The sequence below is a fragment of the Streptomyces sp. R44 genome (assembly GCF_041053105.1).
Lineage (GTDB): Bacteria > Actinomycetota > Actinomycetes > Streptomycetales > Streptomycetaceae > Streptomyces.
Genome location: NZ_CP163444.1, coordinates 37,668 through 55,569, shown reverse-complemented (window position 1 = coordinate 55,569; position 17,902 = coordinate 37,668). Strand labels below are relative to the sequence as shown.

18 protein-coding genes and 1 pseudogene are annotated in these 17,902 nt (G+C 70.1%); 11 read left to right on the top strand and 8 right to left on the bottom strand.

The window, feature by feature from the left end:
• Positions 1–35: 35 nt before the first annotated feature.
• From AB5J54_RS00295 to AB5J54_RS00280, 4 genes are all read left to right on the top strand, one after another.
• On the top strand, positions 36–449 hold the full coding sequence (locus AB5J54_RS00295) for a hypothetical protein (protein WP_369141823.1): 414 nt from the start codon (positions 36–38) through the stop codon (positions 447–449).
• 26 nt (positions 450–475) lie between these two features.
• On the top strand, positions 476–2,551 hold the full coding sequence (locus AB5J54_RS00290; protein ID WP_369141822.1) for a helix-turn-helix domain-containing protein: 2,076 nt from the start codon (positions 476–478) through the stop codon (positions 2,549–2,551).
• A 209-nt stretch (positions 2,552–2,760) separates the two neighbouring features.
• Positions 2,761–3,315, top strand: coding sequence for an XRE family transcriptional regulator (locus AB5J54_RS00285; protein WP_369141821.1), 555 nt, complete (start codon positions 2,761–2,763; stop codon positions 3,313–3,315).
• Positions 3,316–3,638: 323 nt separating this feature from the next.
• Positions 3,639–4,175 carry a hypothetical protein gene (locus AB5J54_RS00280; RefSeq protein ID WP_369141820.1) on the top strand — a complete coding sequence of 179 codons (537 nt, stop codon included), beginning with the start codon at positions 3,639–3,641 and terminating at the stop codon, positions 4,173–4,175.
• Between the two features lie 221 nt (positions 4,176–4,396).
• On the opposite strand, the gene AB5J54_RS00275 is transcribed toward AB5J54_RS00280, so the two are convergent.
• Positions 4,397–4,783, bottom strand: a complete 387-nt coding sequence (locus AB5J54_RS00275) for a hypothetical protein (protein ID WP_369141819.1) — start codon at positions 4,781–4,783, stop codon at positions 4,397–4,399.
• A gap of 597 nt (positions 4,784–5,380) precedes the next feature.
• Between AB5J54_RS00275 and AB5J54_RS00270 the strand changes: the two genes are divergently transcribed.
• Together AB5J54_RS00270 and AB5J54_RS00265 are read left to right on the top strand one after the other, a co-directional pair.
• Complete coding sequence (locus tag AB5J54_RS00270) at positions 5,381–6,502, top strand: SMI1/KNR4 family protein (RefSeq protein ID WP_369141818.1); 1,122 nt, start codon at positions 5,381–5,383, stop codon at positions 6,500–6,502.
• A gap of 255 nt (positions 6,503–6,757) precedes the next feature.
• Positions 6,758–7,060, top strand: coding sequence for a hypothetical protein (locus AB5J54_RS00265; RefSeq protein ID WP_369141817.1), 303 nt, complete (start codon positions 6,758–6,760; stop codon positions 7,058–7,060).
• A gap of 222 nt (positions 7,061–7,282) precedes the next feature.
• Here the strand turns inward: AB5J54_RS00265 and AB5J54_RS00260 are convergent, their stop codons facing one another.
• A complete protein-coding gene (locus AB5J54_RS00260; protein ID WP_369141816.1) occupies positions 7,283–7,573 on the bottom strand; it encodes a hypothetical protein in 291 nt (96 codons plus the stop codon).
• A gap of 142 nt (positions 7,574–7,715) precedes the next feature.
• Positions 7,716–8,054, bottom strand: a complete 339-nt coding sequence (locus tag AB5J54_RS00255; RefSeq protein ID WP_369141815.1) for a hypothetical protein — start codon at positions 8,052–8,054, stop codon at positions 7,716–7,718.
• Between the two features lie 259 nt (positions 8,055–8,313).
• On the opposite strand from AB5J54_RS00255, the gene AB5J54_RS00250 reads away from it, so the two are divergent.
• On the top strand, positions 8,314–8,565 hold the full coding sequence (locus AB5J54_RS00250) for a DUF6207 family protein (protein WP_369141814.1): 252 nt from the start codon (positions 8,314–8,316) through the stop codon (positions 8,563–8,565).
• Positions 8,566–9,261: 696 nt separating this feature from the next.
• Here the strand turns inward: AB5J54_RS00250 and AB5J54_RS00245 are convergent.
• The 3 genes from AB5J54_RS00245 to AB5J54_RS00235 form a co-directional block, all read right to left on the bottom strand.
• Positions 9,262–9,942, bottom strand: coding sequence for an alpha/beta fold hydrolase (locus AB5J54_RS00245; RefSeq protein ID WP_369141813.1), 681 nt, complete (start codon positions 9,940–9,942; stop codon positions 9,262–9,264).
• Positions 9,943–10,182: 240 nt separating this feature from the next.
• Positions 10,183–11,388, bottom strand: a complete 1,206-nt coding sequence (locus AB5J54_RS00240) for an ATP-binding protein (RefSeq protein ID WP_369141812.1) — start codon at positions 11,386–11,388, stop codon at positions 10,183–10,185.
• Positions 11,385–12,041, bottom strand: a complete 657-nt coding sequence (locus AB5J54_RS00235; RefSeq protein WP_369141811.1) for a response regulator transcription factor — start codon at positions 12,039–12,041, stop codon at positions 11,385–11,387. Before AB5J54_RS00235 ends, AB5J54_RS00240 begins: the two co-directional genes overlap by 4 nt.
• A gap of 220 nt (positions 12,042–12,261) precedes the next feature.
• Between AB5J54_RS00235 and AB5J54_RS00230 the strand changes: the two genes are divergently transcribed.
• The 4 genes from AB5J54_RS00230 to AB5J54_RS00215 are packed head-to-tail and all read left to right on the top strand — an operon-like array spanning position 12,262 to position 15,843.
• Positions 12,262–12,795 (top strand): hypothetical protein, encoded by a 534-nt coding sequence (locus AB5J54_RS00230; protein WP_369141810.1) that lies wholly within the window; start codon positions 12,262–12,264, stop codon positions 12,793–12,795.
• Positions 12,792–13,940: a peptidoglycan-binding protein gene (locus AB5J54_RS00225; protein ID WP_369141809.1), complete on the top strand. Its 1,149-nt coding sequence runs from the start codon at positions 12,792–12,794 to the stop codon at positions 13,938–13,940. Before AB5J54_RS00230 ends, AB5J54_RS00225 begins: the two co-directional genes overlap by 4 nt.
• Entirely contained in the window at positions 13,937–14,641 is a 705-nt protein-coding gene (locus AB5J54_RS00220) for an ABC transporter ATP-binding protein (RefSeq protein ID WP_369141808.1), read from the top strand. The genes AB5J54_RS00225 and AB5J54_RS00220 overlap by 4 nt, the downstream gene beginning before the upstream one ends.
• Positions 14,638–15,843 (top strand): ABC transporter permease, encoded by a 1,206-nt coding sequence (locus tag AB5J54_RS00215; RefSeq protein ID WP_369141807.1) that lies wholly within the window; start codon positions 14,638–14,640, stop codon positions 15,841–15,843. The genes AB5J54_RS00220 and AB5J54_RS00215 overlap by 4 nt, the downstream gene beginning before the upstream one ends.
• A 77-nt stretch (positions 15,844–15,920) precedes the next feature.
• On the opposite strand, the gene AB5J54_RS00210 is transcribed toward AB5J54_RS00215, so the two are convergent.
• Positions 15,921–16,592, bottom strand: a complete 672-nt coding sequence (locus AB5J54_RS00210; protein WP_369141806.1) for a hypothetical protein — start codon at positions 16,590–16,592, stop codon at positions 15,921–15,923.
• A 320-nt stretch (positions 16,593–16,912) separates the two neighbouring features.
• Positions 16,913–17,792 (bottom strand): annotated as a pseudogene (locus tag AB5J54_RS00205) (transposase); the annotation flags it as partial.
• Between the last annotated feature and the right edge of the window lie 110 nt (positions 17,793–17,902).

Here is a 17,902-nt window from a genome sequence, read left to right as displayed (position 1 = left end):
CGTTGTTTCATTGGGTCATGGGATAGGGTGGTGTCATGTCCGACGGCACAGGGACACCCGCCCCCCGCAGGAAAACCGCTTCCACGCACCGCACTCCTGCTGATGACACCGCCGCGTCTTCTCCGTCGGCCGAAGGCGCTCTCGGCAAGAGCCTGCGGCGTGACGTCGCCCTTCTGGAAGGGCTGCTGGCGCACGTGGCCCCCACCGGCACGGCAGGGCAGCACACAGTCCCCGACGACGAGGATGTCGCCGCGGCCCTGGGACTGTTCGAGAACATGCGCACCGCTCTCGACCGGTTGGAGACGCAGGTCGTCATCGAAGCCCGCCGCCGCGGGATGGAATGGCGGGAGATCGCCCGCCATCAGGGGATGAAATCGTCCCAGGCCGCATCCCAGCGCTACCAGCGACTGATGACCCGCCTCGAAGAGATCCGCCAGGGCATCCGGTAAGACGAGGCAGGAGACACCCCTTTCCCATGAGCAACCAGCCGTCCGACCCCCTTGCCGCCGTCGACGCCCTCCTCGCCGCCGTCGAAGCCGGCCAGGTCCTGCCGGCCCCAGCGGAACGAATCCGCCTGCGTGAAGCGGCCGGCCTCACCCAGGCCGCGGTGGCCCAGGCCCTCGGCGTACGCATCGCCAGCGTTCAAGCGTGGGAGGAGGGCCGCGCCGAGCCGAAACCCGAACGCCTCCCGGCCTACCGCCGCCTCCTCGAGGGCCTGGCCCAACGCCACCCCGTTCCCCCCACCCCGCACAGGCCGCACTCCGCACCTCCGGCCGGCACCGCTCACCCCCCAGCGGTGCCCACCCACACCCCTACCCCCGTACCAGTCTCCGCTCCAGCTCCCCAGCCTCCCCGCCTCGCTGTGAAGGAGATGGCGGCGGCTGGGTTCGATCCCCGTTTCCCGAATGGGCCGCTTGCCGTCCTGGACGGTGACGGGGTCGCGTACGGCATCGGCGGGGTCGTGCTGGACTGTCCGGCGACCACCATCGTGGACCTGGTCGAGTGGACCCTGGGGGAGTCCGGTCTCGGGGCACCGAAGCTCCACCGTTACGGGACGGACTCCGACCCCCTTATCGTCCTGACCGCGGCCGCGGCCGCGAAGTTCGCTCTGCCTGAACGCCTGGAAGACCGTCGCGGCCTGCGCCTGCCCCCCGATCACCCGGTCGTCGGACAGGTGTTGAAGGCCAAGTGGCAGCTCACGCAGCGCGGCTTCGGCCCCTGGCCGCGCATCTACCGCAAGGCCAAGGGACGCGACCGCCAGTGTGTCCAGCTCGCGATCCTGCCCTGGGACGCCCTCGACTCCCGCTCCTGGCCGGGCGTCACCGAGGCGGAGATGCACCCGGCCGACATCGCCCGCGTCCTCGGTATCTACGCGCAGCGCGTCATCACCCCCCGCGGATCCACGGCCGTCTCCGGCCTGGAGCTGATGACCGCGCTGCGCCCGCCGACCCGCCCGGTGCGCGAGGAAGAGACCGGCAACTGGACCCGTGGCCACCACGCCGGAAGCCTCGGAACCGAGCCGCTGCCGCCGGCGCCTCCAGAGGCCCGCCCCGAACACCCGGTCGTCGTCTCGTCCGGCTGGACGGGCGGCTTCGTCAACGAAGAGGCGTACCAGTGGGTCCGCGACATCGATCTGCTCACCGGTGAAGAGGCAGCGCTGCCGTACGCGGTCGGCCTCGACCTCAACACCGCCTTCCTCGCCTCCACCGCCCGCCTGATGGTCGGCCTGTCCGAACCCGACCATTTCGTGCGCCCGAAGTTCTACCCCAAGGTCCCCGGATCCTGGCTCGTCGACCTCTCCCACATCGACCTGGACCCCCGTCTGCCGTCGCCGTTCACGCCGACCGGCCAGCGCCCCACAGGACCTGCCTGGTACCAGACACACACCGTCGCCTACGCCCAGGAACTCGGCTGTGACGTCGAGATCCTGGAGGCCTACCTGCGCCGCGAGACCGGTGCCTACCTCGACCCGTGGCACGACCGGCTCAAGACCGCCTACGCCCAGACCCTGGCCGATCTCGGCGTCACCCCCGACCTCACCGACGCGGAGTTTCTCGCGGCGATGGAGGTACACAAACAGGTCGACCCGGCGATGGCCGCCGTACTTTCGGCGATCAAGGCAACGGTGAAGGGCGGCATCGGCAAGCTCTTCGAGGGACCCCAGGGCGCGGGCTACAAGGACGGCGAGGAGTGGCCGGCCATGCAGCGCCCCACTTGGGCCCCCTGGATCCGCAACGCGATCATCTCCAAGACCAGGGTCAACATGCACCGCAAGCTTGCCAACATGGCCAAGTTCACCGGCATGTACCCGCTCGCGGTCCTCTCCGACTGCGTCGTCTACCCCGCCGTGAGCGCCAGCCCGCTGGACTTCCTCCCCTACGCCGAGTCGGGCAAGCCGATCCCTGGTGCCTTCCGCCTCGGCTCCACACCGGGCCGGGCGAAGCTGGAAGGCGCGCAGCCCATGACATGGGCGGTCGACCTGATGGAACAGGGCTACAACCCCGCCCGCCACATCAAGGGCGGCGACGCCGTCTTCGACGAGGGCGAGTAGCCATGCCTCCCAGCACCCCGGGCGCCGCCGAACGGGAACACACGCGCCACCCCCGGCAAGCACGCATGGAACCGAGACACTGCTCCGTGCACAGCCACAGCTCAGCATCATGCCCCCAGCCGCTGCTCCGGCATGATCTGCGCGAGGCGGACTCCGCTTCGTCGACCGTGACGGTCCAGACCTCACCTGTGGAAGGGAACTGACGCCCCGTGGGACAGATCGACGATGCCCTGGAGCGGGCCGACCAAGAGCACGTCACCAAGGAGCCTCCCAGGACGCTCCAGGGCCGTATCAACTTCCTGCTCAAACACCTGAGCACGAAGGAGATCGGCCAGGAGATCGGCGTCACCGCCGATTCCGTGAACAGGTACCGCCGCGGTGCCCGCAAGCACCCGCCCGGGGACATCGCCGCGCGGATCGACGCGGCGGTACGGGCCCGCTGGCAGCCCCGTGTCCGTGGACGCCGGCGCAAGCACGCCGCCGCCACGGGCGGGATCACTGTGGAGACCCGCGCCCGTTTCGGATACACGGCCCCGGTCGGCACGACCGATGACGGAAGGTTCCGCCGGCTCACCGTGCACCTCCCCCCGACGTACGCGCAGCGCCTGTTCGACGCCCGCGACGCGGGAGCCGGCGACCAGGACATGCGCAGAATCATCGCCGAAGGATTCAAGGAAGTGTATTTCCAGGACGGCGGCGCCCGCGCTATGGGGCTGTCGGACGTAGAAATCAACGACATCGATTACCTGGATCTCGACTACTGAAGAGGACTAGCGTCTTTGCGGATCCCCGCCTGTGACTGAGCACTTCACCTGGCGACTGTGCCGTTGACTCGGCTGGGCTGTGTGCTTGAGTCGGCAGGCAGAGTGGCCGTCCGGTCAGGCTTCTGCAATCCTCTGCGTGCGCCCCGGTCTCAGGGCGCGCACGGGGGAGGAACACTATGCGCTACGGACTTCGTACTGCCTTCGGGGCGGTACTGCTGGTCACGACCTCAACGGGCTGCTCGGGCGGAGACGGGAGTCCTGCGGTGCCGTCCGTCTCCCGTGCCTCCGCCTCGACCGCTGCGCCGTCTTCCTCGCCTCCAGCCTTGAACGAAGTGGCCGGCAAGACCCACGGCACCCTCACGAAGTCGGTGGCACGGAGCCCCGACGCCCCAGGCCCGCAAGGGCTGATGCTGGTTGAGGTGTGGCCGGCCGGCGCCGCCTACGCCTGGGAGACCCGCGACCAACGGCTTTGCTCGGCCACAGTCACCGCGACCATGGTCCGGGAGAAGTCCTGCGCCACCAATCCCCTGGACCCACCCGTCACCTCCCCCAGAGGCCTTCAACCGATCTTCACCCTCTTCACCGACGGCTGGGTTCGTCTCTTCGGCGCCGACCACCAGCAGGTGACCTCCGCGACCTGCGGTGGCGCACCCCTGGAAGTGCGCAGGGTCGGAACCGTGGCGGGCGGGGCTCGGACGCTCTATGCGGCATGGTTCCCCGACTACACGAAGGGCAGCATCGAACTGTCACTGAGCCACGGCGGCACGACGTCCAAGGCCCCCCTCGCGCTCGGCGACGCCGGCGACCGCACCTGCTCCCCGGCCTCCCGAGCGCCACACCAGGCGAGCCCCGTCAACTGAGGCGCTCAAGCACACCGCCCATTGAGCCGAAGCAGGGTGGCTGGCACGCGGGCGAGCTTGTTGTCACCAAGGCAGGTGTGTTGTCGCCGGATCCTCGAGCGGAGCGCGCAGGGCGGGCTGTCGGGACCGCACTGTGCTCGTACCGCACGGCGAGCAGACGTGTAGTGCTGTGAGATTGCTTTGGTCCAGCCAGACTGTGGGGGAAACATCGCTCTGGGTCTTCAGCCGTTCAGGTGGCTGAAGCCGGCCTGGATGGTGTGGACCGTGACGGTAGCACCGCCGAGCATCTGGGCCTTGTGACGGAGCTGGTTCACGACTGCCGGGCTCGGTCTGCCGTACAGGTCGATGGACCTCATCCGGATGAACGGACCGAAGCCGCGGAACTTCGGCCCGCCGATCTCCAGGTGGAGCTCTATTGACGCCGTGTCGGGATGGACGGCGATGACGCTCATCGTCGACTCGGACTCGTCGATGTAGAAGTGGTAGGCGATCAGCTGCGGCTCACGCTCCCTGGCGAACGCGGCCAGATCGCGCATCCTGACCCTGACCTCCTCGATGCTGCCGTCGAGAATGTCCGAGCGGTCGATGTAGAAGATGGGCTCCGTCATGGCGTTTGACGTTAGCCTCGGACCTGCTCGCCGGGGCAGCGCGACGCGCGGCCCGCGCTCCCTGCCCGTTTTGGAACGGGGCGAGACAACTGCACCGCCCAGGGGTGCCGATGCGGCACCGGGCCGGTGACACCTACCCTGCTTCGCGTGTGCTTGACGCCAGGTAGGCAGCGCGCCAATCCGGTGGCGACTGTCGTGCTTGTGCGGCCGAACCTGCCACGTCAGTGGACGCCGGTGGTGACACCCATCGCGCTTCGGCGCAGTGTGTTGAGCCGAAGCAGGGCAGTTGCCGTGCAGGCGAGCTTGTTGTCACCAAGGCCAGGTCAACCAGCGCATGTCGCGCCTCCTCGACTACCTCGGTCGACCCACTCCGCGTCCAGTCCGCCATCCTGCGGGCAGTCGCGTCCTCCAAGCGCGCCGGTCCGCCCCTCCCGGCACACCAGCCGCCCCGATTTCCGCCTTGGCCCGCACAGACGCAAGAATCTGCCGAGCACATGGCGCACGCTGGAAGGGCGACAATTGACATCGGACATCAGCACATTCGTCACCCCTTCCACCGGGCGCCCGCCTTCCTGCGTACCCATCGACTGGGCGGCTGTGGAGGACTGGCTCGGACTGCGGCTGCCGGCTGACTACAAGCGGCTTGCCGACGGGTACGGGCCGCTGGATTTCGGTGAGTACGTGTGGATTCACGTGCCGTGCGTCCAGCGGGACCGCTTCGACTACGGCGAGTGGCTGCGAGCGACGCACCGGCAGGCGCGGATCGGAGCACGGGGGCTGCCCGAGGCCGAGCGGCCCGTGTTCCACCCCGAGCCCGGCGGCCTGTTGGCCTGGGGGCGCACGCGGGGCGGCGACGTACTGTTCTGGGACACGTCGGCATGCGTCGACCCCGACAAGTGGACCGTGGTGGTGCAGCACTCAGGGGCGGTGCCGGGCAGTGGCCTGCTCCGGTGGCACCAATACGACCTGACACTCACCGACTATCTGCGGCACACCGTCCGGGACACCTGGGAGCTCCCTTCTCCTCCGGGCCCGCTGCTTGGCCCGCTGCCGGGCACCGTGGCGCGTACCGCGTTCCTTTCCGAGGCTGAGGTGTGGACGCCGCCGGCACCGGTCCCGCCTCGGCTCACCGGGGCCGAGCGCTGCATCGCGCTGGAGAGCGGCACAGGGCTGGACGGTCTGCGGCTGCTGGCGCCGCCCCCTGAGCGGCCTTACCTCGGTGACGGCTCCTGGGAGGGGCTGTTCGCCGAGCTGGGCACATCGCTGCCCGGTCAGTACGTGCGGCTGATGGACGAGTACGGTGCCGGCATCTGGAGCGGGTGGCTGCGTTTCCACACTCCGCTGCGGACCGGCGAGCGGCGTTTCCTGACGCACGTCGAGGAGACAGCGGACGCCTACCGGCAGCTCAAGGAAGGCCGGCCGAGCTGGTACCCGCTGGCCATCTGGCCCGAGCCCGGCGGCTTCCTTCCCTTTGCCAACTCCATCGACGGCGACTACCTCGGCTGGCTCACCGAGGGCGAGGATCCCGACGCATGGCCGCTGATCGTCTGGCCCCGCCACGCGGACCAGGGACCGCCGCTCGAGGGCGGCCTGATCGACACCCTCCTCGACTGGCAGCGCGGCACACTGGTCACGAATGGGTTCGCCGTCCTGGACGAGGAGGACGACCCTGTCGAGCTCGCGGACTTCCGGCCCTGGAACACCCACGCCTACTGGTGAGCCTTCGGCCGGAGACCGGCCGGGAACCCCGCCCGGCCGGTGCGCTGACCCGCGGCCGATGTCACGCATCTCGGCTTCGTTCACTTCAAGCAGCAGCGTTCGTGTGCCAGGTTGTTTGGGCAGCAGGTGATGATCTTGAGGATCATCGATGTCCACGGGAAATGACGTCGCTGCCGGGGCGGGGTGGTCAGCAGGCCGTTGCCCGGAGGTGAGCTCTCGGCCGGGGCGGCCGATCGGGTGACATACCCTTCTGCCGTGGCGAACTGGCGGCGATCTCTGACGGATGGGTTCTGGGCTTGGGACCGGGCCCTGGGCGGGCAGCGGCCTCCGACGCGGATCCAGAAATGGGCGGCCCGACACCCGGTCGGCACCGGCCTGTGTGCCGCTGTTCCCTCGACCCTCTTCCTCTTGCTGCTGTCGCGTGAGGAGGAGCCGGATGATCCCCTGTTCGCTGTGATGTCCGGGCTGCTCATGGGGCTCATCTTCGGTCTCACGGCCATCTCGGAGCGTCTTAGGCAGCGCCGGCTCAAGCGTCTGGGAATGTGGAACGGATCTTGAGAGGGCCGGGGTCCGCAGGTATGGCCGGCCCCCGGCTGGGGGGACGGGCGTAAGTCAGCCGGTCCCGGCGGGTTCCTCGGCCCGGACCCGGGCGGAGGTGAGCCGGCAGGAGCCGGCCTCCGCTTCGGCTTCCGGTCCGCAAGGAATGGCTCGATCCGCGCCCACCGCGCGTCGGTCAAACGGCACACCAGGAAAAACGATCAGGCGATGCCGAAGGAGCGGCTACACGCAGCTGGTGCCGTCAGCCCTGCCGACAGTTGTCCACCAGTCGATCACCCGGGCTGCCATCGCGTCCGGTCGCAGGCCCAGCGGGTCGAGACCGACGTGATCCGCAAGCTCTTGCCGCAGAAGCGCACCAAGCTCCGCCTGGTCCGCGCCGCCACGAAGGCGCTGGAGCACAGCGGCGAGCATGCAGTCGTACTCGTTCTGCACTTCGTCGGCGACGCCGACCGGATCCCACTCATTGAGCAGATGCCGCAGGCCGTTCTCGGTGGCGGCGGTTCCAGGTCGCATCGCACCAGGGTGCCACCCCAAAACCGCTGTCATCACTCGCCCCCGCCGTGATCCAAACGCAGCCGCCCAGGGAAGTCGCCGTCGCGCGCCGGGGGACGGCAGGGCCAAGGAGAGGGTGGCCCCGCCGTCCCCGGGGAGGGGGTCAGCCGAACGTCACGCTGCGCGCCAGGGGGTCGGTGAACGTGCGGCCGTCCCCAGGAACCAGGGTGTCCGCGAGTTTCTCGCAGCCCTGGTCGTAGTACACCCGGGCGACGGCGTCCGTGCGGTTGTGCACGCTGGTCGCGCCTTGGAGCAGGAGGTAGCACTCGCCGTTGTCCGGGTCTTCGATCTCCAGGTCGCCGGACTGTGAGGAGTGGTAGAAGAAGGTGCCGGTGGCGGCGTGAGCGGTGCTGGCGGGCAGGGCGGTGAAGACGGCGAGGGCGGCCGCGGCGGCCAGGGTCGCGCGGCCGACGCGCGCCGAGGTCAGGCGTGTGGTGGTCATGGACGTCACCGTTCCGGACAGGGGTGGACAAACCCAGGGGACACGGCCCAGACGCCGGGGAACAGGAGCGAGTATTCGATCTGCACGCCCCTGGTTCGCGCCGTGTGCGCCCCGCCAGGTCCCCCTTCCGCACGGGATACCCCCTGCGTGCTGCGCACCGGGCCCGCGCCGTACGTCACCACGCATGGCGGGCGTCCTCGCCGACTGGCCCGCGGAGGAGTACCTCGACCTCTGAAACCGCCGACATTCTCACGCTGCTGTGCGACCAGATCGGCGAGCCCTTCAAACAGGCCCTCGCCGCCCGGCCGCTACGCACTGTCCAGCGAGCGCCGCGAACTGCGCGGCAACCCGATCGGCCCGGCCCGCCCGCGACGAGCCCGGCCTCGTCGTTCTGGACATCACCGGCAAGGACGAAGAGTCCGTGCGGGCCGTCGCGGCCGAGGCCGCCTCTCGGCGGGCGACCCCGGGGGTGCACCGCAGATCCGGCGTATCCCCGGGGAACCTGGGGTGAGACCGCACGCCTGCTCGCCGACTGCCGGCGCTCCGGCACCCCCTGAAACCCGCGGTGTCCCCGCCCCGGGAACACCGCGGTGCCGCCTACCGCTGCAGCCGGCACCGACGACCACCACGCTGACCAGGGCGACGGTGCTCTCGCGGCGGCACTACCCGACTTCCCGCCCGCGCCGACCGAGGCGGACCCGACGGAGCCGGCAGCGTCGATGCCGACTCGCACGGCAGTCCTACCACCAGCCGAGCCGGTGCCCGGACTCCTGCCCTGGCGGTGGACGGACAGGAGACCTCAAGACTCTGAGTGAGCCTGCAGGGCAACACCTTGCCCAATCGAAGGCAGCACCGCGCCCCGACGTCTTGCGAACGAAGGGAAGGCAGGGGGTTCTGCCATGGGATTTCGGGCGGCAGCGTGGGCCTCTGCCGATGCTGGGGGAAGGCGTCGGGGATCCTTGGGCAGGGGCCTCGGCCATGCCCCGCCCGTAGTGCGCCCATCTGGCTGTTCGGGCTGGTCCTTTCGCTGTGGTGCGTTGGCCTCACCAGGGTTCTGTGGTCAGGCCTGTTCTGTGAGGCTCTCGGGCTGTTCGTCCTGGTGGAGGGTGGGCTGGAAGGTGAGAGGCGGGTACTCACCATGGGGGCGAGGTCCTGGGTGGGGAGAGCCTCGGTCAGGACCAGCGCCTGCAGCGTCCGCTGAATGGCGTCAGCTCTTGGCCGCATCCACCAGGATGTCGGCCAGCTCGACGGGTCGGCTGAGCGCGACGCAGTGACTTGCGGCGATTTCGTGGGGGACCACACCGAGCCGTTCCAGCACGAGCCGACGCAGGAAGTCGGGAGGAAACAAGCGGTCCTCGGTACACAGCACGAATCTGGTCGGCACGGCCGGCCAGGCGTTGAGCGGCCATGGCTGGGCTGACGCAGCCGACGACGGGTGCGCCCGTTCCTTGCTCATCGCTTCCTGGGCGAGATCTCGTGGTACATCGTGGTAAAACGCGATGTAGGGGTCGTCGCTGCCGGTGACGCCGTCCCGGGCGGCCTGGCGCCTTACGGCCTCGGTGTGGCCGGTGTTGCTCCACCACTGGTCGGGTGATTCGCCGGGCCTGGGGACCATCCCGGCAACCAGCACCAGCGCTTCGACCGGGCGGCGCACGCAGACCAAGGGCGCGGTGAATGCGCCGAATGACTGCCCCACGACCACGAGGCCGTGGCGGTCACCGACCGCCTCGACCACGGCGTCGGCGTAGTCGTCGAGCGTCAGCGAGTCATCGTCGCCGGGCAGGTCCGGAGCCACCACACCGTGCCCGCGCGCCCGAAGCTCATTCTCGACCAGGTGCCAGTACGACCCGACATCCCCGGCACCGTGGATCAACACGAACGTACTCACCACACGGCACCCATTCTCTGCGACCTGCCTGGACGGCCTCCCGTGGGAGGAGCACCCCCAGGCTCCCACTGCACAGCCCTGACTGCCGTCAAAGCAAGGCGGCCCGGTGCTCACCGACGGGCGTGTCAGCGGTGCTGGGATCTGACGGGCCGCAGTTGTTGTTCCGGCCGCTGTGTTCGGGGCCGTGCCTGCGGAGGCGTGGGCCTCGGCGTCGGCTGCCGGGAGCACACGTGCGCTTGGTCACCGCTGCGGAGGATGCCGACTCTCGTGGGGCACGGTCACGGTGACCGTCAGGCCTCCGTCGGGCCGGGGGCGCGCGGTCACATTGCCGCCGTGGGCGCGGGCAACCGAGCGGACGATGGACAGGCCGAGGCCGGCGCCCTTGGCGGTGACGAGGCGCTCGGTGCCGAGGCGGCGGAACGGTTCGAACAGGGTGGGGACCTCGTAGGGCGGCACGTCGGGGCCGGTGTTGCTTACTTCGATCGCGGCCCGGCCGTCCTCAAGGGTGCGGCTCGTGACTCGCACCCATCCGCCTTCGCCGGTGTTGTGTCGGATGCCGTTTTCCACGAGGTTCTGGACGATCCGTTCGAGCAGCAGAGCGTCTCCGGTGGTGAGTGCCGGGCCGGCTTCCTCATGCAGGCTGATCCCGGCCTTCTCGGCCTCTGGAGCTCTCTGGGCGGTCACATGCGTGACCACGTCCGCGAGGTCGACGCTCTGCCGTTCGGGGATGTGGTTCTCCGCGCCGGCCAACAGCAGGAGTCCGCTGATGAGCCGCTCGTGCCGGTCGTTGATGTCCAGGAGGTCCGCGCCGAGCCGCTTCACGTCGGCGGAGGCGGTCGTGCGGTGCATGGCCAGTTCGACGAGGGCACGGCCCACGGTCAGCGGGGTGCGCAGTTCGTGGGAGGCGTTGGCGACGAAGCGGCGCTGGCTGTCGAAGGAGCGGTCGAGCTGTTCGACCATGAGGTCGAAGCTGTCGGCGAGGTCCTTCACCTCGTCGTCGCAGCCGTCGAGCGCGATGCGCTCGTGCAGGCCGCGGTCGGCGGCGGGCGCGGAGGCGATGCGGCGGGCGGTGTCGGTGACCCGGTGCAGGGGAGCCAGAACCCGGCCGGCGATGAGCCAGCCGAGGCCCGCAGCGACGCCGCCGACGAGGGTCAGCGCGACGCCGCCCTGGGTGATGAGCGAGGCCGTGGCGGCGTCGTGCAGTCTTTTCTGCTCGTCGGCGACCCAGTTGAGGCTGTCGGACGGGGTGTCCTGCCGCGAGGAGGTGTTGCCGCTGGAGTCGGAATGGACGCTGAGGTCCCCGCCCCGGTCGAGCTGCTGGGCGAACAGGACGTAGGTGACGCCGAGCAGGACGATGCCGGCGGCGAAGAACAGGCCGCCGTAGACGAGGGTGAGCCGGGCGCGCAGGGTGATGCGGCGCTTCTTCTTCACGGGGTGCTTCTTCATGGGATTTGGTACCCCACGCCCGTGACGGTCTCGATGACCGGCGGGTCTCCGAGCTTACGGCGGAGCTTGAGTACGGTGAGGCGGACAGCTCCGGTGAAGGGGTCGGTGTGCTCGTCCCACGCCTTCTCCAGCAGGTGCTCGGTGGAGACCGCCGCACCGTCGGCACGCAGCAGCTCGGTCAGGACGGCGAACTCCTTCTTCGCCAGCGGTACGTATCGGTGCTCCCGGAACACCTCGCGCCGCGCTGGGTCCAGCGTGATGCCGCGGCGGCGGAGCACCGGTGGCACGGCCGGCCGGGAGCGCCGGCCCAGCGCGAGGACCCGGGCGGCGAGTTCGGGGAAGGCGAAGGGCTTGGTGAGGTAGTCGTCGGCGCCGAGGGAGAGCCCGTCGACGCGGTCGGTGACTTCGCCGGCCGCGGTCAGCATCAGCAGCCGTGCCTGGCTGCCGGTCGCGACGAGGCGGGCACAGACGTCGTCGCCGTGCACCAGAGGAAGGTCCCGGTCGAGGATGATGACGTCGTAGTCGTTGACACCCGCTCGCTCCAGCGCGGCGGCGCCGTCGTATGCGACGTCGACCGCGTGGGTCTCCTGCCGGAGCCATTCCGCGATCGCGTCGGCGAGCAGCCGCTCGTCCTCCGCCACCAGGAGCCGCATCCGTTGCCGTCCTTTCCTCGGGGCCGCCGCCCGTCCGGCGGGCGGTGAATTTCTCGGGTCCATGGTCGTACAGGGGGCCGTTTCCTTCCCGTAAGCGATCGCCCACCGGGTTCGTTCGAGGCCGGCGCCCGACGGGGAAACAGCGAGGTAACGGCACCGGGAGTTGCATCCCTTCCGTCGGTCGGCACCCCGCCGGCCCTTCGGCAAGGAGACGCCCCACATGCCTCGTACACGCACCCCCGCCTGGTTTGCTGCGCTGCCCCTGGCCGCCCTGACCCTGACACTCACCGGATGTGGGTCCGGGGCCGACGGCACCGGGGTGGCCTCCGCCAACGGCGGCACCAGGAGCGCGACCACCAGCGCCGCTCCCGGCCTGAGCCGGGACGAAATGAACGTGAGGTACGCGCGGTGCCTGCGCCAGCAGGGCCTGGACGTGGCGGACCCCAAGCCTGGGCAGGGCATCGGGCTCTCCGTCGACGGCGCGAACAAGGAGAAGGCCGACAAGGCCATCGAGGCGTGCCGCTCGGTCGCACCGCCGGCGCCTGCCGACCAGGACGACTCCAAGGACCGCAAGGCCATGCTCGACCTCGCGCGGTGCATGCGCGAGAACGACGTGGCGGACTTCGCCGACCCCAAGGAGGGCCAGGGCATCGACATCGGCCCCGCGCAGGCCGAGGACCCGGACTTCGAGAAGGCGTGGAAGAAGTGCGGCGGCGCCCAGGGCGAGCGCGAGCAGGCGGGGAGCGCCCAGTGACGGTCACGGACCCCGATGAGCCCTTCGACGAGCAGCAGGCGGATCCATCGCCCCAGCGCGGCCGTCGGCGACACCGTACGCGACGCGTCACGAAGATGACGGCCGCCGTCCTCGTCCTGGCCGCGGCCGGCGCGGGCACGGCGGTCGTCCTCGCCCCGGACAGCAACAGCAAGGACGCGAGCAAGGCGGCGAACGGGCTACCCCCGGCAACGGCCGAAGTGCTCCGACAGACGCTCAAGGACACCAGGAGCGCCGACGCCCGGCTCGGTTTCGGTACGGAGCGCACCGCGGTCGGCCGACTTCCGGGCACGCTCACCCGACTCCCTGCGCCGGGCGCGGAAATCACCCGTGGCAAGGCCCTTTACGCAGTGGACAACCAGCCCGTCGTAGTGCTGTACGGATCGCTCCCGGCCTATCGCGCCCTGGCGAAGGGCTCCGAGGGAACCGACGTCAGGCAACTGGAGGAGAACCTCGCCGCGCTCGGCTACACAGGGTTCACGCCCGACGAGGAGTACACCGACGCCACGGTCAGAGCCGTACGGCGGTGGCAGGACGACCTCGGCCTGAAGAAGACCGGGACCGTGGAGCCCGGCCGGGTCGTCTTCACCACCGGCGCGATCCGCGTCGCCGGCCTGAAGACCGAGCCGGGAGACCAGACAGGACCAGGCCAGAACGTGCTGTCGTACACCGGCACCGCCAAGGCCGTCACTGCGGAGCTGGACACCGCCGACCGGCGGCTCGCCAAGCAGGGCGGGCCCGTCGAGGTCACACTCCCGGACGGAGCCGTGGTCCGGGGCACGATCACCGAGGTCTCCAGCGTCTCCAAGCCCGCCGAGGGACAGAAGAAGGCCGAGACGAAGATCAAGGTGGTCGTCGGGCTCACGGACGCCAAGGCCCGCGCGGCCGTCCGAGGGTACGACGAGGCCGGTGCCCACGTGACCTTCACCGCGGACACCCGCGAGAACGTCCTCACCGTGCCGGTCTCCGCGCTGCTCGCCCTCGCCGAGGGCGGCTTCGGGGTGGAGGTGGTCAAGGGCTCGACCTCGACGTACGTCCCCGTCACCACGGGGCTGTTCGCCGAAGGCCGGGTGGAGATCTCCGGCAGCGGCATCTCCCAGGGTGTCAAGGTGGGGATACCCAAGTGATCACCCTCACGAATGTGACCAAGACCTACCCCGGTGGGGTGACCGCCCTCGACGGGGTGTCCCTGACCATCGGCCCCGGCGAACTCGCCGCCATCGTCGGCCCCTCGGGCTCCGGCAAGTCCACCATGCTGAATCTGCTCGGCACCCTGGACCGGCCCACCACCGGTCGCGTACACGTAGCAGGCCACGACGTCGGCGCTCTGTCCGACAGCGAGCTGTCCGCCCTGCGCGCCTCCCGGATCGGGTTCGTCTTTCAGCAGTTCCACCTCGCCGCCGGCACCTCCGCGCTGGACAACGTCGCCGACGGTCTCCTCTACAGCGGGCTGCGGCCCGCCGAGCGCAGGCGCCGCGCGACTGCGGTCCTCGAACGCGTCGGGCTCGGCCACCGCACGGACCACCACCCGCACGAGCTGTCGGGCGGCGAGCGCCAGCGCGTGGCCATCGCCCGTGCGGTGGCCGGCGACCCGGCGCTACTGCTCGCCGACGAGCCGACCGGGGCACTGGACTCGGTGTCCGGGCAGGAGGTGATGCAGCTGCTTCACGAGCTGCATGCCACTGGCACCACGGTCGTGATCATCACCCACGACCGGGAGCTCGCCGCGTCCCTGCCCCGGCAGGTACGCATGCGCGACGGCCGGGTCACCGACGACGTACGCCAACAGAAGTCGGCACAGGTACCGGCAGGGGAGGTGAGCCGATGACCACCGACACCCTGCGGCCGGCCCGGATCAGACCCGGCGACCTGGTCACGGTCGGCGCCGTGGGCCTGCGAACCCGCCCGACACGCGCTGTGCTCTCCGCGCTGGGCATCGCCATCGGCATCGCCGCGATGGTCTCCGTGGTCGGGGTCTCCTCGTCCTCCCGCGCAGAGCTCGACCGCACCCTCGACACCCTCGGAACCAACCTGCTCACCGTGGCCCCGGGCGACACCCTGACCGGAGGAACGGCCCGACTCCCGGCCACCGCCGAAAGGATGATCTCGCGAATCCGGCCGGTGACCTCCACATCGGCCATCGGCAAGCTCCCCGACACCGACGTCTTCCGCACCGGGAAGATCCCCGAAGCGGAGAACGGCGGCATCACCACGTACGCGGTACGGACGAGCCTCCCCGCCGCCACCGGGGCCAGGCTGCGCAACGGCACATGGCTCAACGCGGCGACCGGCAGATACCCGGCGACCGTGCTCGGCGCCGAGGCCGCCCAGCGACTGGGCATCGGCGAAGCCCGCCCGGACACCCGCGTACTGATCGGCGGACGATGGGTCACCGTCATCGGAATCCTCGAACCGGTCGCCCTCGCCCCGGAGCTGGACTCCGCGGCCCTCGTCGGCTGGCCGGCCGCCGAGACTGCCCTGGGCTTCGACGGCCGGCCCACCCGTGTGTACGTCCGCAGCGCGGACGCCGACGTGGAAGCGGTCAGGTCCGTCCTCGGCACCACCGCGAATCCCGCGGCGCCGAACGAGGTCAAGGTCTCCCGGCCCTCCGACGCCCTGGTCGCCAAACAGGCCGCGAGCAAAGCCTTCACCGGCCTTCTCCTCGGCCTCGGCGCGGTGGCCCTGCTCGTCGGCGGCGTCGGCGTGGCCAACACGATGGTCATCTCCGTTCTGGAACGCCGCGCCGAGATCGGCCTGCGCCGCTCCCTGGGCGCCACCCGCGGACACATCCGCACCCAGTTCCTGGCGGAATCCCTGCTGCTGTCCGCCCTGGGCGGGGCGGGCGGCGCGTTGCTCGGGGCGGCTGTGACCACCGGGTACGCCGTCTCCCAGGGCTGGCCCGCGGTGATACCCGCCTGGGCGATCCTCGGCGGCATCGCCGCCACCCTGGCCATCGGCACCCTGGCCGGCCTCTATCCGGCCGTCCGCGCCTCCCGCCTCTCGCCCACAGAGGCCCTGGCCACCCCCTGACCGGCCACGGACCGACCAAAGCGGCCTGCCGCCTCGCGTGGAGCGAAGCGGCAGGCCGAAGGCGGTGCGAGGGACGGTCACCCCACCGGACGCACCCGCCATCCCCACCTGATCCCGCCGAGAACGCGCACGACGGCCCGACCCGACCGGTCTCTGGTCCCGGTGTCATGCGTCAGGAAGGTCTCGGCCGCGAACTCCTCGTCGAGGTCGGCCCTGCCATCGAACGAGATCTGAGAGGTGTCGTGGAAGTTGCTGACCTCGATGCCATGGATCGAGGTCAGCCCGCCGTCCATGTAGAAGGGGTTCGCCCTGCCGATGTTGTCGACCTCGTGCCTGTTCTCGACGGTCCCGGACTGACGGACCACCTGGATCCAGCGCAGGGTCTCGTGGATGCCCGGATCGCCTGCGCGCAGGTCGGGCTCGTACACGACGTAGAGCCCGCCTCCGAAGGTCGTTGCCGACCGCTCCTCCGTCGCCTCGGTGGCGAAGACGCTGTACGACTGGACGCGGAACTCTCCCTTTCCCCGAAAGCCGCCGACGTAGCGGAACGCGTAGTGCGCGCCGAACGCGGCGGCGAGGGTCTGCTCGAAGCCGACGGTCAGGTCCGTGGGAAGGGCCTGGTAGACGGGTTCGGTGGAGGCTCCGTGCTGCCCGGAGGGGAGGAGGGTGATGCGGTGCGGGACGCCGTTGAAGGTGAAGTCCTTGGAGGCGGTGTGCCCGCCCAGAGTCCCGATCGGTTTGCCCGGCATCTCCGGCCAGCCGGTGGGCTGACTCGGTCCGTAATCAAGCACAAGGTGCCCGCCGGCCGGGTCCCCGAGCTTCGGCACGGCAGCCGCCGACCCCGACACCGGACCGGAAAGCCCGAGGGCGGTACCGGCAGCGAGCAGGGTCCTTCGCGACACTCGTGGGCGACTGGCTGAACTCATGGCGAAACCTCGCGATCACGACGCGGACCCGATGGCCGCGGCGGGCCACCGTGACCCGCCGCGGCCATTCGAACCGACAAGACGTTTCCCGGGCGTTACCCGATCTGCCGGTCGACCTGGGTGTGGTGCTTGCCCCGGGGGATCTTCTTGTCGTAGTAGGTACGGGATGCCGGGTCGGCCAGGGCGGCGAACACGGAGAGGAAGAAGGCTCGTTTGAGCTGCTTGTCTCCCTTCTGGAGGGCTGCTCGCCGCGGATCGATGACCCGGAACTGCGGGTCAGTGATGCGGCCAGGCTCGGGACGATCAGCGCGGCCGCCTCGGTCCCCGGGACCGTCACGGTCTGCTCGTCCAGCCTGGCGAAGATCTCACCGACCAGGCCGCTCGGCCATCCTCGGCTCCTTCGGCCGCAGCAGCGTGACCAGCCGCCGACGGCCCGCCTTGTGTATCTGTGCCGGTGACCCGAACCGTTCCAGCAAGGTCAGGACGGCCGGGTGCTGCAGCCGCGGCCGCAGCACCCGTTCCAGCGAGGGATGGATCTGGATCAGCAGGCCGTGCATCCGGTTGGCGACGCGGGTGGCCTCCCCTGCGAGGTCGTCGTCGAACCCCGACGATCATCTCCAGCTCGGCGATCGTCTCGTCCTCGCCGTCGATAGCCCGCAGGGTGTGCGGCATCGCACGGGCCGCGTCCGCAATGACGAACGCGTCCTTCGTGTGCGTCTTCGCCTCCCCTGGATAGAGGTCGGCGATCCGCCGCACCGTCAGCCCCGGCAGATAGGCGACCGGGCAGCCCATGTCCCTGCCGACCGCCGGCGGCAGGGCGCCGATCGACGCCGGCTGGCCGACCACGACCAGCACGGTTCCGTGCATGGCCTGCAACTTGGCGAACAGCTCGCGGAGTTTGGGTTCGGTGTTGGGCAGGCACCTGTCGAAGGCCTTCTTCCCGGCTTGGGCGACGCCGGTGGCGTGGTGTTCGCCTTTGCCGACGTCCAGGCCGAGGAAGACGCAGATGTCGCCGGTGTCGATCACATGCAGGCCCCTCCATCACGCTTTCGTCCGGCCTTGCCTGGGCACCGAGCTGCCACATCCACGTTTCGGAGAGCTCTTCCGGCTCGGGTGAAGCCGGTGCTCAAGCT